Here is a 23086-nt window from a genome sequence, read left to right as displayed (position 1 = left end):
GAACCTGCTGTCACGCCCGGAGGATTCATGACCCCGCCACCCGCCTCACCCGATCCGTACGGCGCACTGCACCACGCGTCGTACGACGGGGAAGGCGACCAGCCGCTGGTTCGTCCTTATGCCATGACCGGCGGCCGGACCCGGCCGCGCTACCAGCTCGCGATAGAGGCACTGGTCAGCACGACGGCAGACCCCGCGCACCTGGGGACCCTGCTCCCCGAGCACCAGCGGATCTGCCACCTCTGCCGTGAGGTCAAGTCGGTGGCGGAGGTGTCGGCGCTGCTGTCGATGCCGCTCGGCGTCGCCCGGATCCTGGTGGCGGACCTGGCGGAAGCCGGCATGGTGGCCATCCACCAGCCGGGCAACGGAGAGGCCGGCGGCGCGCCGGATGTGACACTGCTCGAAAGGGTGCTCAGTGGACTTCGCAAGCTCTAGCGGCGGTACGGGCCGCGCCACCACCTCGGCGAAGATCGTGGTGGCGGGCGGCTTCGGCGTGGGTAAGACCACGTTTGTCGGTGCCGTTTCGGAGATCAACCCGCTGCGCACCGAAGCCGTGATGACGTCCGCCTCGGCGGGCATCGACGACCTGACCCACACCGGGGACAAGACCACCACGACGGTGGCCATGGACTTCGGACGCATCACCCTGGACCAGGACCTGATCCTGTACCTCTTCGGCACACCCGGCCAGGACCGCTTCTGGTTCATGTGGGACGACCTGGTCCGCGGCGCCATCGGCGCCGTCGTCCTCGTCGACACCCGCCGCCTCGCCGACTGCTTCCCCGCCGTCGACTACTTCGAGAACAGCGGGCTCCCCTTCGTCATCGCCCTCAACGGCTTCGACGGACACCAGCCCTACACCCCCGACGAAGTACGCGAAGCACTCCAGATCGGACCCGACGCCCCCATCATCACGACGGACGCCCGGCACCGGGCCGACGCCAAGAGCGGCCTGATCACCCTCGTCGAGCACGCGCTGATGGCACGCCTGAAGTAGTTCTTCCCCCAAGCACAAGTCGATATCGGCATACGGAAGTTGCCGTAGTCACACGGGGGCGGCCTGTGTCGTTTGACACGATCCGCCCCCGTGTTCATAACGTTTCGAGAGAGAATTGACTCCACGCCGCCACCCGACGCATCCATTCGGTGCCACTGCGCTCACATGAGCCCCGCCTTTTGACGGGGCTCGTTCTTTATGCCCGTTTTATCTGAGGTATGGGCCACTCGGAATCGCTGGTTCCGACTGTTTGGAACGGGACCGGTCCCCGTGCTGCAATTCGACGAACTCCCCAGTAGGACCGCCCTGAACGAATAATCCGGCACAGCGTAGGTGCCGACGCCGAGAGGTTGTTGGTCGAGTGAGGCGAAGCAACGAGGGCTCCGCGGCGCAGCCCGAGCGGGGCAACTTCACCCCGCCGTCGCGCGCTGTGCCGTCCCCCGCGGACGGGCCCGGCACGGAGCCCACCGGTGATGGCAGCACCAGCCGGATGTCCCCGCGCAACTGGCGGGTGGCCACCCGGCTGAACGCGATCCTCCTGATCCCGGTGCTGGTCGGCCTCGTCATGGGCGGCTTCCAGGTGAAGGGCTCCATCGACACCTGGAGCGAGGCGCAGGACGCGGAGAAGACCGCGGTCGTCGTGCGCGCCGCGTCCGACTACGGACAGGCGCTCCTGAACGAGCGGGACCTCACCGCCGAGCCGCTGCTCTCGGGCGAACGTGACGCCGATGTGGTCGAACAGACCCGGGCCACCACGGACGAAGCCGCGCGGAAGTTCGACGACGCGGTGAAGGGGATGCCCGCGAAGCCGGGCCTGGAGCGCCGTCTGAAGCTCTTCAAGGCCGAGGAGCCCAAACTCCCCGAGCTTCGCAAAGCCGCCTACGCGGGTGCCCTGGACCCGGTGAAGACCGAAGAGGGCTACACCGAGGTCCAGCACTCGCTCATGCAGTTCGCCAACGAGCTCGGCCTCGGCACCGGCAACATCACCAGTTACGGCCGTACGGTCTACGCGATCGAGCTGTCCAAGGCTGCAGAATCGCTTCAGCGCTCGATCGGCATGCACCTTCTGGTGCGCCCGAGCAAGAAGCCCAGTACCTACGACGAACAGGTCAAGGCCTTCGGCTCGTACAACTACCTGGAGCAGATCGCGCTGGGCGAGTTCAATTCCGGGGGCACCCAGGACGACGTCGACCGGCTCAAACAGGTCATGGCCGGCAAGGCGGCCGACGGCGCCAAGCAGCTCAAGGCGGCCAAGGAGCAAGCCGAGGCCGCCGGTGAGCCCTTCGTCGCCCCGCCGAGCATCGACGGCTCGGTCTTCGACGGCATGGCCCGGGAGATCGGCCGCGGGCAGGACCCCGAGGAGCTGGCGGCCAAGGGCATCACGCCCGCGACCTGGATGGCCGCGGCGACCGCGAAGTTCGAGGGGTACGCCACCGTCGAGGACGAGCTGGTCGCCAAGGCGGTGGACGAGGCCGCGAGCATCTCCTCCGACGCCAAGACCGACGCCATCGTCAACGGCCTCATCGTCGTCATCGCGCTGCTGGCCGCCTTCATCCTGGCCGGGCTCATGGCCCGCCAGATGAGCCGCTCCATGCGCCGGCTGCGTACCGCCGCCTTCTCCATTGCCGAGCAGCGGCTGCCCTCCCTCGTCGACCAGCTCTCGCGCACCGACCCGGGCCGGGTCGACACCCGGGTGCAGCCGATCCCGATCACCACGCAGGACGAGATCGGCGAGGTCGCCCGCGCCTTCGACCAGGTGCACCGCGAGGCCGTCCGGCTCGCCGCCGAGCAGGCCATGCTGCGGGGCAACGTCAACGCGATCTTCACGAACCTCTCGCGCCGCAACCAGTCGCTCATCGAGGGACAGCTGACCCTCATCACCGACCTGGAGAACAACGAGGCCGATCCGGACCAGCTGGAGAGCCTCTTCAAGCTGGACCACCTGGCCACCCGTATGCGCCGCAACGGTGAGAACCTCCTCGTCCTCGCGGGCGAGGAGCCCGGCCGCCGCTGGAACCAGCCGGTTCCCCTGGTGGACGTCCTGCGGGCCGCCTCCTCCGAGGTGGAGTCCTACGAGCGCATCCAGCTGACGGGCGTACCGGAGAGCGAGATCCACGGCCAGGCCGTCACCGACCTCGTGCACCTGCTGGCCGAGCTGCTGGAGAACGCCACCACGTTCTCCTCGCCGCAGACGAAGGTCAAGGTCACCGCGACCCGGCTGCCCGACGGCCGGGTCATGGTCGAGATCCACGACAAGGGCATCGGCCTCACCGCCGAGGACTTCGCCGACATCAACCACAAGCTGGCCAACCCGCCGACCGTGGACGCCGCGGTGTCGCAGCGCATGGGCCTGTTCGTGGTCGGCCGGCTGGCCGACCGGCACGGGATCCGGGTCCAGTTGCGCCCCTCGGGCGAGCAGGCCGGGACCACCTCGCTGGTCATGCTGCCGGACGCCATCACCCACGGTGGCGGTGGCGAACCGGGCTCCGGTCAGGACGACTTCACCGTCTCCTCGATCATCCCCGAGCAGCAGCAGCCGGCCTTCGAGCCGGCGCCGCAGCAGGCCCCGATGCGCACGGCGGCGGAGCTCGGCTTCGACGACTCGCGCTACGAGGCCCCGGCGGACCCGGGTCAGCTGGACCCGGTCAACCGCTCGCTGATGCGCGAGGAGCGCAGGGCTGCCCTGGAGGCCCAGGCGGGCCCGGGCGGCCCGTTCGGCGACAACTCCCGGGAACAGCAGGGCTACGCGCAGGAGCCGTACGCGGGCGAACCGCACGGCGGTCAGCAGCAACAGGGTTACGCCGGCGATCGCTACGGCCAGGACCAGTTCGGGCAGCAGCAGGCGCAGCAGCCGTACCAGGAGACGTACCAGCAGCAGTACGGTGCCGGGGACGGTTACGCGCAGCAGCGGGATCAGCAGGCGCAGCAGCACCCGGGAGACGGTTATCCGGAATCGGCATATGCCGATCAGCAGGCGCAGCAGGCTCCGTACGCCGACCCGTACGCGGCTTCGCCGGACCAGTCCCACCAGGATGATTGGCCTGTTCAGAGTGGTTTCCAGAACACTTATGAGCCGATCGCGCCCGCCGAATCGGAATCTGTTCCGAGCACGCCCGCAGAGCCTTCGGAGCGCGTAGGCTTCGACCGTCCGGGGCCCACCCCGAACGTCGGCCACGAGCTGACCGAAGCCGGTCTGCCGCGCCGCGGCGCTCAGCAGCACTGGCAGCCCGGCCCCGGCGGCCGCGGCAACGACCAGCCCGATCCGACTCCGGGGCCCCCGCCGCAGCAGGAACAGCGGCAGGACCCGCAGGCGGACGGGGACGGCACCGACGACTGGCGCTCGACGAACGACGAGCGCTGGGAGCGGGCCGAGAAGCTCCGTGAGCCGAAGGCCGGCGGAATCACCCCCTCCGGCCTCCCCCGGCGCGTGCCCAAGGCCAACTTGGTCGAGGGCACGGCGGAGCAGACCCAGCAGGGCGGCCCACAGGTCTCCCGCGCGCCCGAGGACGTCCGGGGCAGGTTGAGCAACCTGCGGCGGGGGATCCTGCGGGGACGCAGCGAGGGTTCGGACACCAGTACCACCTACCACCAGGAGCGTTAGTGTGAGCCCGATGAGCCAGGCGGCGCAGAATCTCAACTGGTTGATCACCAATTTCGTGGACAACACCCCCGGGGTGTCGCACACGGTGGTGGTCTCCGCCGACGGACTCCTGCTGGCGATGTCCGAGGGTTTCCCGCGCGACCGTGCCGACCAGCTGGCGGCCGTCGCCTCCGGTCTGACGTCGCTGACCGCGGGCGCCTCGCGGATCTTCGAGGGCGGCGCCGTGAATCAGACCGTTGTGGAGATGGAGCGTGGATTCCTCTTCATCATGTCCATCTCCGACGGATCCTCACTCGCTGTTCTGGCCCACCCGGACGCCGATATCGGTCTGGTTGGGTATGAAATGGCCCTTCTCGTGGACCGTGCGGGCAGTGTCCTGACTCCGGACCTCCGCGCCGAACTCCAGGGAAGTCTTCTTAACTAGCAGACAGACAGTGCGTTTCTCGCCACCGCGCCATAAAGTGCGGTGGCGCGGCCCCACTGGGATCGGTGACCGGCAGTCGGAGGAGGAAACGTGGCAGCACCCACAGGCGGGCACCCCTACAACGGTGACCAGAGGGTTCCGGGTGAGCACGGTGACAACCGTTTCGGCTTCCCTGCCGCATCTGGTGGACAGGGCCCAGGCCAGTACCAGCCATACCAGGAGCCGCAGCACCACCAGCAGCAGCAGGGTACTCACGGCGCGCAGGGGTCCGAGTGGCCCCCGCAGCAGCAGCCGGGGGCGGGGTGGCCGCAGCAGCCGCAGCAGCCGCAGCAGCCCCAGCGGTACGACGCACCCCAGCAGCCGCGTAGTCAGCCGGTGCAGCAGCGGCGGGCTCACGAGCCCGCCCAGCCCGCCGCGCACAACCCGCTGGTCCGTCCGTACGCCATGACCGGCGGCCGGACCCGACCGCGTTACCAGCTCGCCATCGAGGCGCTGGTCAGCACCACGGCCGATCTGTCCCGGCTGCAAGGGCAGTTGCCCGAGCACCAGCGGATCTGCCGGCTCTGCATCGAGATCAAGTCGGTGGCCGAGATCTCGGCCCTTTGCTCGATCCCCCTCGGCGTTGCCCGGATCCTCGTCGCCGACCTGGCCGAGGCCGGGCTCGTCGCTATTCATCAGCCCGGCGGCGACGAGGCCGCCGGCGGCCAGCCAGATGTGACACTGCTCGAAAGGGTGCTCAGTGGACTTCGCAAGCTCTAGCGGCGGAGCGGCCCGCTCCACTACCTCGGCGAAGATCGTGGTGGCAGGGGGCTTCGGCGTGGGTAAGACCACGTTTGTCGGTGCCGTTTCGGAGATCAACCCGCTGCGCACCGAAGCCGTGATGACGTCCGCCTCGGCGGGCATCGACGACCTGACCCACACCGGGGACAAGACCACCACGACGGTGGCCATGGACTTCGGACGCATCACCCTGGACCAGGACCTGATCCTGTACCTCTTCGGCACACCCGGCCAGGACCGCTTCTGGTTCATGTGGGACGACCTGGTCCGCGGCGCCATCGGCGCCGTCGTCCTCGTCGACACCCGCCGCCTCGCCGACTGCTTCCCCGCCGTCGACTACTTCGAGAACAGCGGGCTCCCCTTCGTCATCGCCCTCAACGGCTTCGACGGACACCAGCCCTACACCCCCGACGAAGTACGCGAAGCACTCCAGATCGGACCGGACACCCCGATCCTGACGACGGACGCCCGGCACCGCGCGGACGCCAAGAGCGCGCTCATCACGCTGGTCGAGCACGCCCTGATGGCGCGGCTGCGCTAGGACACCGGTCGTACGTGGAAGGGCCCCGCACTCCTCGGAGTGCGGGGCCCTTCCACGTACGGTCCCGAGGGGGTCAGCCCTGCCAGCTGTGCGGGGCGCGGAAGCCGGGCGTGCGCTCCAGGCGCCGCCAGCCGGCGGTGTCACGGCCGCGGTGGGCGGGGGCGGTGGGCTGGGCGGCGGCGCGGGCCATCAGGACGGCGGTGATGGCCGCCAGCTCCTCGGGGTCGGCGTGACCCTTCTCGACGCGCAGGACGGACTCGGCGGACGTCGGGCTCATGGTGGGGTGTCTCCGTCTTCTCGGCAGGATGTCGTGGACCGTGCGGCGGATCGCGCCGCTGCGGAGGAGGACTACTGCGGGGGGTTGCCGTGCTTGCGGGACGGCAGGTCGGCGTGCTTGTTGCGGAGCATGGCGAGCGAGGCGATGAGCACCTCGCGGGTCTCGGCGGGGTCGATGACGTCGTCGACGAGGCCGCGCTCGGCCGCGTAGTAGGGGTGCATCAGCTCGGCCTTGTACTCCTTGACCATGCGGGTGCGCATGGCTTCGGGGTCCTCGGCGTCGGCGATCTGCCGGCGGAAGATGACGTTGGCCGCGCCCTCGGCGCCCATCACCGCGATCTCGTTGGTGGGCCAGGCGTAGGTGAGGTCGGCCCCGATGGACTGGGAGTCCATGACGATGTACGCGCCTCCGTAGGCCTTCCGCAGGATCAGGGAGATCCGCGGCACGGTGGCGTTGCAGTAGGCGTAGAGCAGCTTCGCTCCGTGGCGGATGATCCCACCGTGCTCCTGGTCCACGCCCGGCAGGAAGCCGGGGACGTCCAGAAGAGTGATGATCGGGATGTTGAAAGCGTCGCACATCTGGACGAAACGCGCGGCCTTCTCGGAGGCCTCGATGTCCAGCACGCCCGCCAGTGACTGCGGCTGGTTGGCGACGATGCCGACGACCTGGCCGTCCAGGCGGGCCATCGCGCAGATGATGTTGCGGGCCCAGCGCTCGTGGATCTCCAGGTAGTCGCCGTCGTCGACGAGCTCCTCGATCACCTTGTGCATGTCGTACGGGCGGTTGCCGTCGGCCGGGACGAGGTCCAGCAGGACGTCGCCGCGCCGGTCGGCGGGGTCGTCGCTGTCGACGGTCGGCGGGTTCTCGCGGTTGTTGGAGGGCAGCATCCCGATGAGGTAGCGGACATCGGCGATGCAGGTCTCCTCGTCGTCGTACGCGAAGTGCGCGACGCCCGAGGTCTCGGCGTGCACGTCCGCGCCGCCGAGTCCGTTCTGGGTGATCTCCTCGCCGGTGACCGCTTTCACGACGTCCGGTCCGGTGATGAACATCTGCGAGGTCTCACGGACCATGAACACGAAGTCGGTCAGCGCGGGGCTGTAGGCCGCGCCGCCCGCGCACGGGCCGAGCATCACGCTGATCTGCGGGATCACACCGGACGCGCGGGTGTTGCGCTGGAAGATGCCGCCGTAGCCGGCGAGCGCCGAGACGCCCTCCTGGATACGGGCCCCGGCGCCGTCGTTCAGCGACACCAGCGGAGCACCGGCCGAGATGGCCATGTCCATGATCTTGTGGATCTTCGTGGCGTGCGCCTCGCCCAGCGCCCCGCCGAAGATCCGGAAGTCGTGCGCGTAGACGAAGACCGTGCGGCCCTCGACCGTGCCCCAGCCGGTGATGACACCGTCGGTGTACGGCTTCTTCGCCTCCAGGCCGAAACCGGTCGCCCGGTGCCGGCGCAGCTGCTCGACCTCCTTGAACGAACCCGGATCGAGCAGCAGCTCGATCCGCTCCCGGGCGGTCAGCTTCCCTTTGGCGTGCTGCGCCTCGGTCGCCCGCTCGCTCGGTCCGCGCCGCGCCTGCTCGCGCAGGGCCAGCAGTTCGGCCACCCGGCCTCGGGCGTCGCTCGGCTCGCCCTGGGTCTCGTCCACAACGGTCATGTACTGACCCTACGAACACCGACCCAGAAATCGTGCCGTCGACTCCGTACAGTCTCCTGCCCGGTTTCGTGGTGGGAGTGAACAGAACCAGATCGCCGTGCGCGCGATCCACCAGCGAAACGCCGCTTTCGGTTGTGAAGACTCCACAAGCGGAGGGTGTGCCGTGGGCCACATGCTCTGAGGGGGCCCGCAAGGGCCCCCTCAGTATGACGCGGCAGATGACCTCTGCCGTTCACCGTGCCCGGGGAGCCGGGCGGACGGCGGTCAGCCTCCGCAGTGGAAGCGGGCATCGCCCCAATCGGCGTGGTCGTTGCCGTTGCCGTCGCCGCTGTCCTGGACGATCAGCTCGACGTACTTCGCGCCGGTGACGTCGGCGGTGAGCTTCCAGGCGGGGTCGGCCGCCCCCAGCACCGGTGACGCCGCCTTCTCCGTGCCGTCCGCGGTGACCGAGAACCGCACACTGCCCCGGGTGGTCTGGACGTCGTCCACGCCCACCTCGGCGGTGAAGGAGGTGCACTTCCCGCCCAGGTAGTACCGGATCTTCGCCGGGGCGTGCGTGCCCAGGCCCTTGGCGTAGGCGACGCCGCCGATCTTCAGGGGGCCGCCGTCACCGGCCCCGGACTCTCCGTTGGAGCGGTCGCGTTCGACCGGGCCCCAGCCGTTCTGCGAGGCGGTCCAGTCGAGGTCGCCGGCCCAGCTGTCCGCGGTGGGCGGCGGCGGAAGCGTACGGACGGAGGTTCCCGCGCCGAGCGTCCTGGCTGCTCCCCCGACGGTGTACGTGGCCTTCGCGTCCAGCGCGTACGTGTCGTAGGGGGCGTCGACCGGCGGGGTGACCCGCCAGCTGCCGGTGGCCTTCGCGCCCGGGGCGACCGAGTCGAAGGCGACCGCGCCCACGGGTTCGGCCCTCCAGCCCTCGGGCACGGTCAGTGCGAGCTGCACGCCGGTGGCGGCGCTCGCCTCGTCGTTGCCGAAGGTCGCCTTCACCGTGTTCGGGGCTCCCGGCTCCAGCGTCTCGGCGTCGGCGGCCACGCCGAGCCTGCCGCAGACCGCCTCCTGTCCGGCGGGGGCCGGTCCGAGGTCGGTCACGGTGAAGCCGTCGAGCACGAAGTCCGCGCCCTCGGGTGCTCCGGGCAGCTTCCGCAGCCCGGTCCAGGTGTCGCCGCAGCCCGCGGTGAGCGTCCGGCTGAACTTCCCGGTGGTGCGCTGCTGCCCGATCGGGGTGGCCCGGGTCTCGGTCGAGGCGGCCTCGCCGTCGGCGGCCCGGTCGTAGCCCTCCACCCAGCTGTAGGCCCCGGCGTGGCTGGACTGGTAGTCGAACGCGATCTCGTACCGGTGTCCGTCCTTCAGCGGGACGGTCCAGGGGGCGGTGCGGTAGACGAGCCCGGTGTTCTCCTCGTGGGCCTTGAGGGACTCCTTCCCGCCGAGCACGTCGTCGATGAGCTTCCCGTTCCAGCCGGACTGGGTGTACGGGGCGTGGAGCTGCGAAATGCTGGTGCGGGGGTCGGTGGAGCCGCCCGCGTCGCCCTTGAGGAAGGGGCCCCAGCCCTGGTCGACGGCCTCGAAGTCCTCGTACGCCACCGTGCCGGTGCGGGTCGCGGGGGCGTTCTCGACGATCCGTACGTCATCGGCGCGGACCTTCGCCGTGGAGTCCGCCGCCGCCTCGATGCGGAGGGTGGTGCGACCGTTCGCGGGGGCGGTGAAGTTGACCTTGGCGCGCTGGAAGGAGGTGCCGTGCCAGTCGGAAGCGGCGACGTGGTCCTTCGCTGTGGAGCGCTCGACGGCGACCGCCTTCCCGCCCGCGCTCAACACCGTACGACGGCTCGCGCCGGGCTCGACCTCGATCAGGGCGGAGGCGGTGTAGCGCTTGCCGGGCTTGAGTCCGGTGACGGTCTGGGAGAGCGCGGCCGGGCCCGATCCGGAGAGCTCGGCGCTGTTGCGGCCCTGCTCGTCGGTGTCACGGGCGGCGGTACCGGTCTTCGTCCAGCCCTTCAGGCCACGGTCGTTGAAGCCGGGGTCCTTCAGCCCGGTCCCCTTCCCCCAGGCGGCCTCCTTCTCCTTCGGCGCACGGTCGGGGTAGAGGACGTAGGCCTGTCCGGCGGTGGCGGTGAGGGTGATCCTCCCGTTCGCCGGGCGGACGGTGGCGACCTTCTTCCGGCCGTTGTCGGACAGCTCGTAGACGGTGTACGGACCCTTGCCGGGCACCTCCCAGCTGCTGGTGGCACCGGTCTCGCTGTAGTGGTAGAGCTTCTTGCCGCCGTCCCACGGCAGCAGGTAGTCGGTGCCGCTGAGCACCTTGCGGCCCTGGTCGTAGAAGGTCCGCTTCCCGTCCTCGACCGTGCCGCGCACCCCGCCGGTGAAGGTGATGTCGTTGCCGTCCCAGCGGGTGATCCGCTGCTGCTGGAGGTACTTCGCGGGCAGGTTCTTCTGCCAGATGTTGGCGGTGAAGGCGTTCCAGTCGGTCTCGCCGGTCCAGCCCTCGAAGTCCTCCAGGGCGGTCTGGCCGAGGACCGGGTGGTTGTTCCAGATGTCCTTCTCGCCGTTGCGGATGAACCGGATGATCTGCGAGTTCAGGCCCTTGTTGGTGGCCCCGCCGTAGTTGAGGTCGTTGGCCCAGTGCGACCAGAGCGAGGCGCGTTCGAACTTGTCGGCCCACTCGGTGCCTACGGTCCAGCCCTGCTTCTGTACGGCCTGGATCGTCTTGTCGGCGATCCAGCCGTGGCTGTAGTAGACGTCGATGTAGAGGAAGTCGAGGTTCTCGTCGGTCTCGTCGCGCAGTTGCTGGAAGCGCTTGGCCAGGTCGCCGCTGTTGATGTCGCGGCGCTGGTCGATGTAGTAGCTCTGGTTGAGCCAGTTCCAGCCGGGCTTCGTCTTGTCGACGAGCTGCTCGGAGAAGGCCTTGGCCTCCGGGTAGGACTCGGTGGCGTTCACATGGACGCCGAAGTCGGCGCCCCACTTCTCGCCGTCCTTGAGCAGGGTGTTGAGGTCCTTCAGCCCTCCGGCCCGCTTGTTGTAGTTGCCGCCGTAGTCCGGGTGGGCGGAGTCGTGGCCCTCGGAGCCGTACCCCTTGAGGACGGCGAGCTGGCCGAGGCCGTCGGTGGTCTTCGAGATCCGCTTGACGTCGTCGAGGGTGCGCAGGAACGGGTGGGTGGCCTGGCTGGCGAAGTTGAACGGGATGTGGGTGACGACCCGCTTCGCGGTGTCCTCGCTGCCCGGCGCGGTGACGCCGATGGTGCGGAAGGCGACGGCCCCGTCCTGCCAGTCGACGGCCTGGTCGCCGTTGGCGTCGGGGGTGACGACGACCTTGGCCCACGGCAGGTTCTCGCCGCTCTCGGGCTTCGGCGCGCCCTCGCCCCGGTAGGTCCACTGGCCGGACCAGACGCCGACCCGGACGCCGCCCTCCTCGGTGCGCGCCTGGTGCCAGAAGCGGGCGTCGTCGCCGCCGGTGGCCCCGGCGGGCTTGTCGTACGAGGAGTTGGACTCGATCGCCGCGGCGAGCGAGCCGTTGTTGAGGATCGCGTAACTGGCCCCGACGGGCGCGGAGTCGGGCTTCGTCTCCCCGGTGATCCTCGCGAAGACGTCGGCGGTGCGGGTGGAGTCCGGGTCGAGCTTCGTGAACGCGGTGGCGGCCCCGGCCTCGGCGGAGCCGACCGAGATCAGGTCGTGCCCGGGAATGTCGATGGTCCCGACCCGGAAGGCCGCGGTGTCGCGGACGGCGGTCACCCGGAACGTGGTGGCCCGCCCGGAGACGGTGAGCGAGGCGTCGATCTCGACGCCCGGCAGGGAGTCGAAGGCGAGCGTGTAGCGGGCGGCGGAGCGGGTGACCTTCGGCTTGCCCTTGAGCTTCACCGGACGGGCGGTCCCGTTGAGGGTGACGGCGGTGACCGGCCGGACGCTGCCGAGCAGCTGCTCGCCGCTCGCCCGGTCGGTGTACGACAGGACGCGGGGGAAGTCGTCGGCGACGGCGACGGCGAGCCGGTCGGATCCGATGACGGAGGAGTCGGCGGACTCCCCCGTCCCGGCCGGGGCGGGGGACGGATCGGCGGCTGCGGCGGGGAGGGCGGTCCCGTTGAGCGCCAGGACGGCTGCTGAGGCCGCGGCGATCAGGCCGGGGCGAGGGAATCTTGGCGACATGGCCCCTGAGTAGTCGCCGTGTCCGGACATCGTCAACGAACTTCGGCTCCGGGGGCCGACTCCGTCCAACAACCCCGGTGCGTTAGTCCAAGTCAGGACGGTGCGGGGCAGGCCGGGACCTCGTTCACCTCTTGGCCGTCGGCACCTCCGGGCGGTCACGGTTCGCACCCGCTCGGTTCCGGCAAGTACCGCTTCGGGGCGTCGAGTTGTGAAGACTCGGCATTTTTGAGAGCGCTCTCAGTCACAAGTCTTGACGCTCGTTCCGCGCCTCGCGAGAGTGGTGCGCACCGCAGGCACCCCCACGGTCCCGCGCCACCCCCCACCACCCGCCTGCGGCCCCCCACCACCTCGGGAGTCCCCTCGTGATCTCACGCCGAATGTTCCTGACCGGCGCCGCCGCCTCGGCCGCGGCGCTCACGTACCCCGCCTGGGGCACCGCTCTGAGCCCCCGCGCCTCCGCGGCCCCCGCGACCTGCGAACTGGCCCTGGAGAACAAGTCGTTGCCGGGCACGGTGCACGCGTATGTGACCGGCCACGAGCTGGGCACCGACCGCTGGGTGCTGCTCAAGCCGGACGGCGGCGTCTACCGCCCCGATTCGCCCGGCGCTCCGCAGACGCCGCTGCCCGTCGACTGCGCGATCCCGCTCAAGGGCGCGGGCGCGGGTCCGGTCGTGCTGACCCTGCCGCAGATGTACGGGGCGCGGGTCTACTTCGTCCGCGACGACAAGCTGGACTTCTACCTCAACCCGGGCCCCTCGCTGGTGGAGCCCGCCTTCGCGACGCCCACGGACCCCAATTACGGGCGCACCTGGTCGTTCTGCGAGTTCACCTTCAACACGGAGCAGCTGTACTCCAACATCAGCTACGTGGACCTGATCACCGCCCTTCCGATCGGGATCACGCTGGAGGGCGACGGGACGCACGTGGTCGCGCCGCACCCGGAGGGAGCGGTGCAGCGGATCGCGGACGACCTCACCGCCCAGGCCGCCGCCGACGGGCAGCCGTGGGACAAGCTGATCACCCGGAGCGACGACGGCGGCGTCCTGCGGGTCGTCTCGCCGCAGAACGTCATGGCCCCGTACTTCGACCGGCCCGCCGAGATGCCGTTCCGGGACCTGTTCACCGCGCAGATCGACGAGGTCTGGGAGAAGTACCGCTCCGAGGACCTGCGCATCGACCTCCAGGGCGGCCGGGGCACGCTGGCCGGCCGGGTCAGCGGGGACACGCTGACCTTCGAGGGCGGCCACACCTTCGTCAAGCCGCAGACGAAGGACATCTTCACCTGCAACCACGGCCCGTTCACCAACAACCCGGGCGACTCCGACGACAAGAAGGCGATCCTGGCCCGGCTGGCGGCGGGCTTCAACCGCTCGATCATGCTGAGTCACCCGAGCCAGCCGAACGGGACGTCGACGGCGGACTACTACAAGGGAACGGTCACCAACCACTGGTCCCGGGTGGTCCACGCGAACAGCCCGATCGGTTACGCGTTCCCCTACGACGACGTCCGCCCGGACGGCGAGCCGGACGTCTCGGGCGCTGCGCACGACGGGAACCCGCGCCGCTTCACGGTGAGCGTGGGCTCCTGACGCCCGCCCGGTAGGCATGTGTGCCCCCGCCCCCTGTCCCTTCGGGCGGGGGCACACTCCTGCCCGACCGACACCTTCGGGCCATCCGATACATCATCAATTGACATGGTGTGTGGCGTTCTTGACTTCGTTCCGGTACCTCGGGACCGTTCCGTATGCGAACGAACCGACTCCCCCGCCGCGTGCTCGCGGCCGTCGCCGCCGGATTCCTGCTCACCGCAGCGGCTCCGGCGCACGCCGCCCCCGCCCCACCGCCCTCCCCCGCCCCGCAGGCCCCGCAGGCCCCGCAGGCCCCCGGGGCGCACGGCCTGCGCGCCTTCCAGCAGAGCTACGGCCTGCCCGCGACCGGCCGGGTGGACACCGCCACCGCGCAGCTGCTCAGGTCGGCCCCGGACAGCGAGCTGCGCGTGTTCTTCGCCGCCGCGGCCGACCTCGGCCCGGAGCAGCTCGCCCACGCCCGGACGGTCATCGGCGTCGGGAAGGGGGCGGAGCTTCCCGAGGAGGCCCAGGTCATCGCGCTGATGACGGCCATGCAGGAGTCGAAGTTCGTCAACTACACGTCTCCGGTCGACCATGACTCGCTCGGCGTCTTCCAGCAGCGTCCCAGCATGGGCTGGGGCACGCCGGCACAGATCACCCATGTGCCGACCGCGTCGAAGTCCTTCTACGGGCTGCCTTCGCCGAGCGCCAATCCGGGGCTGCTCCAGATCGACGGCTGGGAGTCGATGGAGCCCGGCGACGTGTGCCAGGCGGTCCAGCGGTCCGCGCACCCGGACCGGTACGCGCAGTGGGAGGACTTCGCCCGGGACCTGCTGGAGCAGGAGGGCCCGGACGCCGACCCGATCCCGTAGGGCCGGAAGGCCCTGTCCCGCAACACCGGAATACCCGGTTCCATGTGGCGGTGGGGGTCGCCCCGGTGGGGGCGACCCCTGGGCTTTTGCCGTCAGCAGCCGCCGCAGTTGTAGTACGTCACGTCCCAGTGGTTGCCCTCGTCCGCGTAGATGTTGCCGGAGCCGGACCGGTACTGGCGCGCGCCGTCGCCCCGCGTGCCGATGTAGGTGAAGGTGCCGGTGACGTAGTTGTTCAGACAGGTGCTCTTGCCGAAGTCGAGCTTGTAGCCGTTCCAGTGGGAGTACGTGCCGCCGGCGTGCCCGGTCTCCGTACCACCGGTGATGTTGAGCGCGCAGCCGGTGGCGCTCTTGAGGGTCTGCGCACCCTGGGCGCTCGTCAGCATGAGCTGGTCGAAGGACGTGCACGTGGGGACGTTCCGGTTGGAGCAGCCACCGGAGGACGACCAGGTCACCCCGGACGAGCTGAACCGGGAGGTCGCCTGCGCGTGGGTCAGCTTGGTCACGGCGTGCGCCTCGGTGGCGCCGCTGCCGAGAGCGCCGATGCCGGGCGCGAAGAGGGCGCCGAGGACGAGGGCCAGGGCGGTGAGGGCGGAGCGGAGTCGTGGACGGGTCACCATGGGGGGGGATTCCTCCTGCTCATGACGAATCAGTGGGCTTGCGGGCACGGGGCCACGCGCGCCGGGCAGGGAGATAGTGCCCGAGTTCTACGCGCGTCCGCCAGAGGGCGCGACACCTCGGCCTCTGGGGGCATCCGGGGGTGGCGGGCCCCGCGTCACCGCGACCGGGTGTCACGGCCGCCCCCGCCGGCCGACCGGATACTCGCACAGCGAGCCAGTGGATCACGTTAACGTTCCCCGATGACAGAGATACAACTACGCCCCGACGTGGGCCCGCCCGACAGTGGCTCCGACGAGAGGGCGACGCTGCTCGCCTTCTTGGACTACGTCCGCGACGCGGTGATCTCAAAGGCGCGGGGCCTTGACGCCAGGCAGGGACGTACACCCGGCGTGCCGTCGGGGACCAGTGTTCTCGGCCTGGTCAAGCACCTGACCGCGGCGGAGCTCTACTGGTTCACCTGGGCCTTCGAGGGTGCCGATATCGAGCATCCGGACTTCGGCATGGATCTCGCCGAGACGGACAGCGCGGCCGGTCTCCTCGCCGCTTATCGCCGCGCCATCGAGCGGTCCAACGAGATCATCGAGCACTGTGACGACTTGAGTCAGCCGTGTGCTCGATCGGGCGGCAAGGCGGCCGTCGTGCGATCGATGCGATGGGTCCTGATACACATGATCGAAGAGACGGCTCGCCACGCGGGTCACGCCGACATCCTCCGCGAGCAGGCCGACGGTTCCATCGGCAGGTAGTTGCCGCGCGCCACCCGAGCGGGCTCAGCCGTTTGCATCGACCCGCGAGCTTGCTCACCGTGTCTCGTCGCTACGGCACGGCGCCTCGCGGCGGTCCATGCGCGCCCGGTGGTCCACCGGGTCGAGCTTCGATGCCCGCCCGTCCGCCCATCCGTCCGCCCGAAGATGGAACGAGAGGCCTCAGGGGTGCCCGGAGTGGGGGCGTACGCGGCTTCGGCGGGGCCGCGGCCGCGTTCCGGGCACGGTCCGCGGCCCGCCTGGCCGACTGCTTCCCGGCACGCTCCCACCCACCCGCTCACAGCTTCGCCAAAACGCCTCTGACCTGGTGTTTTCATGGATTCTGCATAGGCTGCGGACATCTACCGAGCACCATGGGAGGGGCCTTCGTGAGTGGGAAGAGGATGGGGTACGGCGGTGTCGGGATCGAGGCGCTGGAGGGACGGGAAGGCATTCGGAAGCGGCCCGGCATGTGGGTTGGCTCGACGGGCGAACGCGGGCTGCACGAGTTGGTGTTCCAGGCCGTGGGCTGGTCCGTGAACCGTGTCCTGGCCGGCCGCGAAGGCGGCTCCGTCGACGTCACGCTGACCCAGGACGGCGGAGTGCGGGTCGCCGACGACGGACCTGAGGTTCCCTTCGGGGCCGACGCGGACAGCGGCGGCGGTCTCGAAGCGCTGCTGACCGGTATGCCCGCCGCCGAACGCGGTGGTCGGCACATCGCACACCTGAGCCCCGTCAACCGTGCGGGGCTCTTCGTGCCCAACGTTCTGTCGAGCAGGCTGACGGCCGAGGTGCGGCACGGGGGGACGCGTCGGGTCCAGGAGTACGCGCGCGGCGTCGCGGCCGCCCGGCCCGTCGCCACGGGGCCGACGGCCGGAAGCGGGACGGTCATCGCCTTCTGGCCCGACGCGGGACTCTTCGAGACGACGCGGTACTCGTTCGCCGTGCTGGCGGAGCGTTTCCGGCAGGTGTCCTACCTCAACCGGGGCCTGGGGATCTCGTTGACCGACGAGCGCCCGGCGGGCGGCCCCCGGGCGGTCAGCTTCCGGTTTCCGGACGGCGTGCGGGACTTCGTGGCCGCCCTCGACGCGGAGACCGGGACCTTCCTCCCTCCGGACGTCATCGGCTTCGAGCACGAGGATCCGCGGATGGCGGGGACGATGGAGGTGGCCCTGTTGTGGAGCGGCTCCCACCCGGAGCACGTACGCGGCTTCACCAACAGCCGGGCCACTCGCCAGGGAGGCTCGCACGTGGACGGCTTCCGGGACGGAGTGGCGGCGGCGGTCACCGCGTACGCGCGTGAACGAGGGCTGCCGGCAGGGAACGGCGCTCCCCGGGCCGACCGGATCGGCGACGGCCTCACGGCAGTCGTGTCGGTGAAACTCGACCATCCCGAATACCTCGGCGCCACGCGCGAGTTGCTGGGCAACACCGAGGTGCGCGGCTGTGTCGGGGAGGCTGTCCGCGAACACCTCGGCCGATGGTTCGACGAGCAGCCGCAGCGCGCCGCGCAGATCGTCGACCGGATCCTCCGGACCGGTCACCGGGACTGAACAGCCCGCAGAGCCGTGCGCGGCGGCGCGAACGGGTTCGCGTGCCTGAAGTCAGCTGAGCGCCGCAGGCGGCCTGTCCGGCCGGTGCGGCGCTCAGCCCTGCCCGCGCACGCGGATGCCCGTACCCCAGATGTTGAACTTTGAACTAGATAGGGTTACAGTCGAACTCGTTGAAGGTTGAACAACACCTTCAGCACCGCTCGATCCGTCCCCCGTAGCGCATCCCCGAGGAGGAGCCATGGCTCTGTTCACCCGCAAGACGACCGCCGCCCCCACCGTCACCGAGGCTCCCGCGGTGGACCCGGCGCTGGCCGCCCTGACCGGCACGTACACCATCGACCCCTCGCACAGCAGCATCGGCTTCACCGTGCGCCACGCGATGGTCACGAACGTGCGCGGCTCCTTCGGCGAGCACGAGGGCACCCTGGTGGTGGACGGCACGGACCCGGCGAACTCCGCCGCCTCCATCGACGTGAAGATCGCCAGTGTCGACACCGGCATCGCCGACCGCGACGGCCACCTGGTCAACGGCGACTTCTTCGACGCCGAGAAGTTCCCCCTGATGACGTTCCGCTCGACGAAGGCCGAGCAGCTGGGCGGCGAGGCGTACCGGATCACCGGCGACCTGACCATCAAGGACGTCACGCGCCCCCTCTCCATCGACCTGGAGTTCAACGGCTCCGCCACCGACGTCTACGGCAACGAGCGCGTCGGCTTCGAGGGCAGCGCGGACATCCTGCGCTCCGACTGGGGCCTGACCTGGAACGCGGCGCTGGAGACCGGCGGCGTGATGGTGAGCGACAAGGTGAAGCTGACCTTCGACATCTCCGCGATCAAGGCCGCGGCCCCGGCGGCCTGACGCCCCGGCGCGGCCGGACACGACCGGCCGCCGAGCGCGTCCGCCCGTACACAGCGGCGCCCCGCACCCGGTTCTCCCGGGGACGGGGCGCGCGGTACGTTCGGTGCTGCTCCGCGACCTTCTACGCGACCTTCTCCGCGAAGAGCGGGACGACCTTCTCCAGCGCGTACGAGACGGACAGGACCGAGTCCGTGGCGAACGCCTGCGAGATGTCCTGGTCGTCGAAGACGATGTCGTTGCCCGCCTTGACCGACGGGACAGCCTTGTACAGCGGGTCGCCGCTGATGTCGGTGGCCGGAATGCCGATGGGCGCCATGACCGTGAGGTCGGCGTCGAGCAGGTCCAGGTTCTCCTTGGAGACGGACACGGAGAAGCCCTCGCCGGCCTGGGCCTCCGCCTTCGGGCTGTTCTCGAAGCCGAGCCGCTCGACGAAGTCGACGCGCCCGGTGCCACCGACGTAGACACCGAAGCCCTCGGAGGTACGCGAGCCGACCGTGATGGTCTTGCCCTTGAACTCGGGGTGGGCCTTCGCGGCGGCCTCGAACTTCCTCTCGGTCTCCGCGATCAGCTTCTCGCCCTTGTCCGGTACGCCCATGGCGGCGGCGATCATCGTGGTCTGCTGCTCCCACGAGAGCTTGTACTGGTCGCCGCCCTTCGGCACGCCGACGGTCGGGGCGATCTTCTTCAGGGTGTCGTAACGCGTCTGGTCGCCACTGGACTTGGTGTCCAGGATCAGGTCCGGCTGGAGTGAGGCGATCTTCTCGAACTCCGGCTCCATCGTGCCGATCAGCTCCGGCTTCTCGTCGTACATGCCCTTGGCCCACGGGCCGACGCCCTCGCCGCCGAACGGCAGCCAGTCGCTGGCCCCGACCGGCTGGCCGCCGAGCGCGAGCACGGTCTCGGCGTCGCCCCAGCCGAGCGCGACGATGCGCTTGGGCTGCTTGTCGACGGTGACCTCGCCGAACTTCGTCGCCACCTTCGCGGGGAAGGCGCCCGCGGAGGCCCCTTCGGAGGCGGGGGAGGCGGAGCTGTCGGAACCGTCCGACGAGCCACAGGCCGAGAGACCGACGAGCAGGACGGCGACAGCGCCGACCGCGAGGAGGGGGGTGCGGCGGGGGCGCCGGGCCCGGGGAGCGGAAGCGTTCATGCCCTTTAGGTTAGCCTCACCTAATGACAACGGTGCCATCGGGTTGGCCTTCCCGGTAACGGCCACCCGGGTGCCGCGTCTCAGGCGGCCGGGCCCTTCACATGGTGGCGGCCCAGCGGCACGACCATCGGGGTGGCCGACGCCGGATCCTCGATCACCGAGCAGCGCATCCCGAAGACCTCGCCGACCAGCTCCTCCGTCACGATGTCGACCGGCCGGCCCTCCGCGACGATCCGCCCCGCCTTCATAGCGATCATGTGGTCCGCGTACCGGCAGGCCAGGTTCAGGTCGTGCAGCACGGCCACCATGGTGACGCCCTGCTCGTGGTTGAGGTCGGTGAGCAGGTCCAGGACGTCCAGCTGGTGGCTGGCGTCCAGGAAGGTCGTCGGCTCGTCGAGCAGCAGGATGTCCGTGCGCTGGGCGAGCGCCATCGCGATCCACACCCGCTGACGCTGACCACCGGACAGCTCGTCCACCGACCGGTCGGCGAGTTCGAGAACGTCGGTCGACAGCAGGGCTCGCGCGACGGCCTCGTCGTCCTCGGCGCTCCAGCGTCGGAACCAGCCCTGGTGCGGGTAGCGGCCTCGTCCGACCAGGTCGGAGACGGTGATGCCCTCGGGGGCCGTCGGGCTCTGCGGCAGGATGCCGAGCACGGCGGCGACCTCCTTGGTCGGCATCTCCTGGATGGACCGGCCGTTCAGGAGCACCGCCCCGGCGGTCGGGGCCAGCAGCCGGGCCATCGCCCGCAACAGCGTCGACTTCCCACAGGCGTTGGGGCCGACGATGACGGTGATCCGGCCGGGCGGCACCGCCACGCTCAGGCCCGGGACGATCTCGCGTTCGCCGTAGCCGAGCCGGACGTCCCGGGCTTCCAGAGTGTGATCGGCCACGAGGGGGCCACGCCTTTCGTCGTCCTGTCGGTACGTCGCCATGTCCTGCTGACACGTCACCATGTCCTGCTGACACGTCACCATGTCCTGCTGATTCGCCGCCATGTCCTGCTGATACGTCGCCATCTCAGCCCCCGCCGCCCACGCGGTTGGCGCGCGCCAGGAGCAGGAGCAGATACGGGGCGCCGATGATGCTCGTGACCACGCCCACCGGCAGCTGCACGGAGGGCAGCGCGTGCTGCGCCGCGAAGTCGGCGACCAGGACCAGCAGTGCTCCGGTCAGGGCCGCCTGCGGCAGGGCCGCGCCCCGGCCCGGGACCAGGCGGCGGGCGATCGGGGCGGCGACGAACGCCACGAACCCGACGGGTCCTGCGGCGGCGGTCGCGACCCCGGCGAGCGCGGTCGCGCAGCCCAGCAGCGCGAGCCGCCCGCCCTCGACCTTCGCGCCGAGCCCGGCGGCGGCGTCGTCCCCGAGCTGGAGGGGGCGCAGCGCGTGGGCGGCGAGGACGGTGAGCGGGACGAGGACGCCGAGGGCGATGAGCAGCGGCCACACCTGGCCCCAGGAACGGCCGTTGAGGCTGCCCGCGAGCCAGCGGAACGCCTCCTGCGCGTCGGTGACCTCGGAGCGGGCCATCACGTACCAGACGATGCTGGACAGGCCCATGCCGACGCCGATCCCGACGAGGACCAGGCGCTGGCCGGCGATTCCCTGCCGCCAGGCGAGCAGGTAGATGGCCGCCCCGGCGACCAGCGAACCGGTGAGGGCACTCGCGGAGAGGGCGACTCCGCTGACCTGGAAGAGCAGGGCGGCGGTGACGGCGACCGCGCTGGCCCCGGCGCTGATGCCGATGAGGTCGGGGCTGGCGAGGGGGTTGCGCAGGACGGTCTGGAAGACGGCTCCGGAGAGACCGAATCCCGCACCGACGAGGATCGCGAGGAGGGCGCGGGGCAGCCGCAGTTCCAGGACGACGAACTGTGATCCGCCGTCGCCGCCGCCGAACAGGGTGGCGACGACCTTCCCGATCGGCATCACCATGTCGCCGAAGCTGAGCGAGACGCCGAACATGACGATCACGGCGGCCAGCAGGGCGGCGGCGACGAGGACGGAGCGCCGCAGGCTCCGGCCGCGTACGGCGGACACCTGGCGTACGGCGTCGGCGAGCCGCTCCTCGTCCGCGCGGGCGGCGTCCTCGGCGACGGGGGTCGGCCGGCTCACAGTTCCACCAGCTTCCTGCGCCGGACCAGCCAGATGAACGGGACGCAGCCGATCGCGGCCGTGATCACCCCGACCTGGACCTCTCCGGGGCGGGCGATGGTCCGGCCGACGATGTCGGCGACGAGGAGCATGACCGGGGCGAGCACCATGCTGTACGGGAGCACCCAGCGGTAGTCGGGTCCGGTGATGAGCCGGGCGGCGTGCGGTACGGCGAGCCCGACGAAGCCGATGGGTCCGGCGACGACGGTGGCCGCGCCGCAGAGGATCACCACGGCGAGGGCGGACACCATGCGGATGGTCCCGACCCGCTGGCCGAGGCCGCGGGCCAGGTCGTCGCCGAGGGAGAGGGCGTTGAGCTGCGGTCCGAGGGCCAGCGCGAGGACGACGCCGGCCGCGATGAACGGCGAGACCTGCCACAGCACCTCGGAGGACCGGGCGGTCAGCGCGCCCAGCTGCCAGAACCGGAACTGGTCGTAGCTGCCCCGGTCCTGGAGGAGGATCGCGCTGGTCACCGAGGTGAGCACGGCGCTGGTCGCGGCCCCGGCGAGCGCCAGTTTCACCGGCGTGGCGCCTTCCCGCCCGAGCGAGCCGACCCCGTAGACGAGGAGGGCGGCGAGCAGCGCGCCGAGGAAGCCGAACCAGATGAACTGGGTGGCGACGGTGAACCCGAGCAGGGTGATCGAGCAGACCACGGCCACGGACGCGCCCGCGTTGATGCCGAGGAGCTGGGGATCGGCGAGGGGGTTACGGGCGACGCCCTGCATCACCGTGCCCGCGAGGCCGAGCGCGGTGCCCGCCAGCAGCCCGGCGACGGTGCGCGGGATGCGGACCTCCTGGACGATGAGCTGCCCCTTGACGGCCGTGTCCGGGCCGAGGACCCCGTCGACGACGTCCCGGAAGGGCACGTCGCCGGAGCCGATGGCGAGGCTGGCGACGACGGTGAGGAAGAGCACGGCGAGGGCGGCGAGCAGCCCGAGCGCGAGTACGGGCCGGCTGCGCTTGCGCCGCGTCTCCTTGCCGCCGCCCGACGGCTTCTCCTTCGCCAGGAGGGCCGGGCCGCTCACGACCCGGCCACCGGGGCGGCCGGAATGCGGTGGTGCACTGTTCGTTCCTCAACCCTTGCTCGTCGGCGCCGGGGGATCCCCTCGGGCACGGGTGACGCCCTCGTCGGCCGGTCCACCCCGGACGGGGAACACAAGGGGGCCCAAAGTAAG

At 70.4% G+C, this 23086-nt stretch carries 19 protein-coding genes; 11 read left to right on the top strand and 8 right to left on the bottom strand.

What is annotated here, in order from left to right; translation table 11 throughout:
• Window positions 1-27: 27 nt before the first annotated feature.
• The 6 genes from AB0F29_RS12790 (at window position 28) to AB0F29_RS12765 (ending at window position 6343) form a co-directional block, all read left to right on the top strand.
• The gene (locus tag AB0F29_RS12790) at window positions 28-435 is read left to right on the top strand and encodes a DUF742 domain-containing protein (RefSeq protein ID WP_003966010.1); all 408 of its coding nucleotides are present in this window, start codon (window positions 28-30) and stop codon (window positions 433-435) included.
• Window positions 416-997 (top strand): ATP/GTP-binding protein, encoded by a 582-nt coding sequence (locus AB0F29_RS12785; protein WP_003966011.1) that lies wholly within the window; start codon window positions 416-418, stop codon window positions 995-997. The genes AB0F29_RS12790 and AB0F29_RS12785 overlap by 20 nt, the downstream gene beginning before the upstream one ends.
• A 361-nt stretch (window positions 998-1358) precedes the next feature.
• Window positions 1359-4598, top strand: a complete 3240-nt coding sequence (locus AB0F29_RS12780) for a nitrate- and nitrite sensing domain-containing protein (protein WP_361870796.1) — start codon at window positions 1359-1361, stop codon at window positions 4596-4598.
• A 10-nt stretch (window positions 4599-4608) separates the two neighbouring features.
• A complete protein-coding gene (locus tag AB0F29_RS12775; protein ID WP_006127847.1) occupies window positions 4609-5022 on the top strand; it encodes a roadblock/LC7 domain-containing protein in 414 nt (137 codons plus the stop codon).
• A gap of 90 nt (window positions 5023-5112) precedes the next feature.
• Complete coding sequence (locus AB0F29_RS12770) at window positions 5113-5781, top strand: DUF742 domain-containing protein (protein WP_361870793.1); 669 nt, start codon at window positions 5113-5115, stop codon at window positions 5779-5781.
• The gene (locus tag AB0F29_RS12765) at window positions 5762-6343 is read left to right on the top strand and encodes an ATP/GTP-binding protein (protein WP_014048542.1); all 582 of its coding nucleotides are present in this window, start codon (window positions 5762-5764) and stop codon (window positions 6341-6343) included. The genes AB0F29_RS12770 and AB0F29_RS12765 overlap by 20 nt, the downstream gene beginning before the upstream one ends.
• A 73-nt stretch (window positions 6344-6416) precedes the next feature.
• On the opposite strand, the gene AB0F29_RS12760 is transcribed toward AB0F29_RS12765, so the two are convergent.
• From AB0F29_RS12760 to AB0F29_RS12750, 3 genes are all read right to left on the bottom strand, one after another.
• Window positions 6417-6620 carry an acyl-CoA carboxylase subunit epsilon gene (locus AB0F29_RS12760; protein ID WP_361870790.1) on the bottom strand — a complete coding sequence of 68 codons (204 nt, stop codon included), beginning with the start codon at window positions 6618-6620 and terminating at the stop codon, window positions 6417-6419.
• Between the two features lie 71 nt (window positions 6621-6691).
• The gene (locus AB0F29_RS12755) at window positions 6692-8275 is read right to left on the bottom strand and encodes an acyl-CoA carboxylase subunit beta (protein WP_361870788.1); all 1584 of its coding nucleotides are present in this window, start codon (window positions 8273-8275) and stop codon (window positions 6692-6694) included.
• 264 nt (window positions 8276-8539) lie between these two features.
• Window positions 8540-12406 (bottom strand): endo-alpha-N-acetylgalactosaminidase family protein, encoded by a 3867-nt coding sequence (locus AB0F29_RS12750; protein WP_361870785.1) that lies wholly within the window; start codon window positions 12404-12406, stop codon window positions 8540-8542.
• 377 nt (window positions 12407-12783) lie between these two features.
• Between AB0F29_RS12750 and AB0F29_RS12745 the strand changes: the two genes are divergently transcribed.
• Both AB0F29_RS12745 and AB0F29_RS12740 read left to right on the top strand, forming a co-directional pair.
• Complete coding sequence (locus AB0F29_RS12745; RefSeq protein WP_361871145.1) at window positions 12784-13995, top strand: glycoside hydrolase family 64 protein; 1212 nt, start codon at window positions 12784-12786, stop codon at window positions 13993-13995.
• 155 nt (window positions 13996-14150) lie between these two features.
• A complete protein-coding gene (locus tag AB0F29_RS12740; protein ID WP_361870783.1) occupies window positions 14151-14846 on the top strand; it encodes a peptidoglycan-binding domain-containing protein in 696 nt (231 codons plus the stop codon).
• A 92-nt stretch (window positions 14847-14938) separates the two neighbouring features.
• Here the strand turns inward: AB0F29_RS12740 and AB0F29_RS12735 are convergent, their stop codons facing one another.
• Window positions 14939-15463, bottom strand: a complete 525-nt coding sequence (locus tag AB0F29_RS12735) for a hypothetical protein (RefSeq protein ID WP_361870781.1) — start codon at window positions 15461-15463, stop codon at window positions 14939-14941.
• 240 nt (window positions 15464-15703) lie between these two features.
• Here AB0F29_RS12735 and AB0F29_RS12730 point away from each other — a divergent pair, with 240 nt between their 5' ends.
• From AB0F29_RS12730 to AB0F29_RS12720, 3 genes are all read left to right on the top strand, one after another.
• On the top strand, window positions 15704-16210 hold the full coding sequence (locus tag AB0F29_RS12730; RefSeq protein WP_361870778.1) for a DinB family protein: 507 nt from the start codon (window positions 15704-15706) through the stop codon (window positions 16208-16210).
• A gap of 386 nt (window positions 16211-16596) precedes the next feature.
• Window positions 16597-17760 carry a DNA gyrase subunit B gene (locus AB0F29_RS12725; RefSeq protein ID WP_361870777.1) on the top strand — a complete coding sequence of 388 codons (1164 nt, stop codon included), beginning with the start codon at window positions 16597-16599 and terminating at the stop codon, window positions 17758-17760.
• Window positions 17761-17998: 238 nt separating this feature from the next.
• The gene (locus tag AB0F29_RS12720) at window positions 17999-18619 is read left to right on the top strand and encodes a YceI family protein (RefSeq protein ID WP_361870775.1); all 621 of its coding nucleotides are present in this window, start codon (window positions 17999-18001) and stop codon (window positions 18617-18619) included.
• A gap of 121 nt (window positions 18620-18740) precedes the next feature.
• On the opposite strand, the gene AB0F29_RS12715 is transcribed toward AB0F29_RS12720, so the two are convergent.
• The 4 genes from AB0F29_RS12715 to AB0F29_RS12700 all read right to left on the bottom strand — a co-directional run bounded on the left by AB0F29_RS12715 (window position 18741) and on the right by AB0F29_RS12700 (window position 22936).
• Entirely contained in the window at window positions 18741-19766 is a 1026-nt protein-coding gene (locus AB0F29_RS12715; RefSeq protein WP_361870772.1) for an iron-siderophore ABC transporter substrate-binding protein, read from the bottom strand.
• A gap of 80 nt (window positions 19767-19846) precedes the next feature.
• Window positions 19847-20698 (bottom strand): ABC transporter ATP-binding protein, encoded by an 852-nt coding sequence (locus AB0F29_RS12710; RefSeq protein ID WP_361871144.1) that lies wholly within the window; start codon window positions 20696-20698, stop codon window positions 19847-19849.
• A gap of 85 nt (window positions 20699-20783) precedes the next feature.
• On the bottom strand, window positions 20784-21872 hold the full coding sequence (locus AB0F29_RS12705; RefSeq protein ID WP_361870770.1) for an iron chelate uptake ABC transporter family permease subunit: 1089 nt from the start codon (window positions 21870-21872) through the stop codon (window positions 20784-20786).
• A complete protein-coding gene (locus AB0F29_RS12700) occupies window positions 21869-22936 on the bottom strand; it encodes an iron chelate uptake ABC transporter family permease subunit (protein ID WP_361870768.1) in 1068 nt (355 codons plus the stop codon). Before AB0F29_RS12700 ends, AB0F29_RS12705 begins: the two co-directional genes overlap by 4 nt.
• Window positions 22937-23086: the final 150 nt, after the last annotated feature.

Origin of the sequence: Streptomyces sp. NPDC026589 (assembly GCF_040638385.1) — a bacterium.
Classification (GTDB): domain Bacteria; phylum Actinomycetota; class Actinomycetes; order Streptomycetales; family Streptomycetaceae; genus Streptomyces.
Note: the sequence above shows the minus strand (reverse complement) of the source record. Positions and strands in the feature narration are given on the sequence as shown.

Excerpts from the sequence above, each read along its gene's own strand:
- AB0F29_RS12790 (WP_003966010.1), top strand. The coding sequence starts at position 28 with ATGACCCCGCCACCCGCCTCACCCGATCCGTACGGCGCACTGCACCAC.
- AB0F29_RS12775 (WP_006127847.1), top strand. The coding sequence starts at position 4,609 with ATGAGCCAGGCGGCGCAGAATCTCAACTGGTTGATCACCAATTTCGTG.
- AB0F29_RS12760 (WP_361870790.1), bottom strand. The coding sequence starts at position 6,620 with ATGAGCCCGACGTCCGCCGAGTCCGTCCTGCGCGTCGAGAAGGGTCAC.
- AB0F29_RS12755 (WP_361870788.1), bottom strand. The coding sequence starts at position 8,275 with ATGACCGTTGTGGACGAGACCCAGGGCGAGCCGAGCGACGCCCGAGGC.
- AB0F29_RS12750 (WP_361870785.1), bottom strand. The coding sequence starts at position 12,406 with ATGTCGCCAAGATTCCCTCGCCCCGGCCTGATCGCCGCGGCCTCAGCA.
- AB0F29_RS12745 (WP_361871145.1), top strand. The coding sequence starts at position 12,784 with ATGTTCCTGACCGGCGCCGCCGCCTCGGCCGCGGCGCTCACGTACCCC.
- AB0F29_RS12740 (WP_361870783.1), top strand. The coding sequence starts at position 14,151 with ATGCGAACGAACCGACTCCCCCGCCGCGTGCTCGCGGCCGTCGCCGCC.
- AB0F29_RS12735 (WP_361870781.1), bottom strand. The coding sequence starts at position 15,463 with ATGGTGACCCGTCCACGACTCCGCTCCGCCCTCACCGCCCTGGCCCTC.
- AB0F29_RS12730 (WP_361870778.1), top strand. The coding sequence starts at position 15,704 with ATGACAGAGATACAACTACGCCCCGACGTGGGCCCGCCCGACAGTGGC.
- AB0F29_RS12720 (WP_361870775.1), top strand. The coding sequence starts at position 17,999 with ATGGCTCTGTTCACCCGCAAGACGACCGCCGCCCCCACCGTCACCGAG.
- AB0F29_RS12715 (WP_361870772.1), bottom strand. The coding sequence starts at position 19,766 with ATGAACGCTTCCGCTCCCCGGGCCCGGCGCCCCCGCCGCACCCCCCTC.
- AB0F29_RS12710 (WP_361871144.1), bottom strand. The coding sequence starts at position 20,698 with ATGGCGACGTACCGACAGGACGACGAAAGGCGTGGCCCCCTCGTGGCC.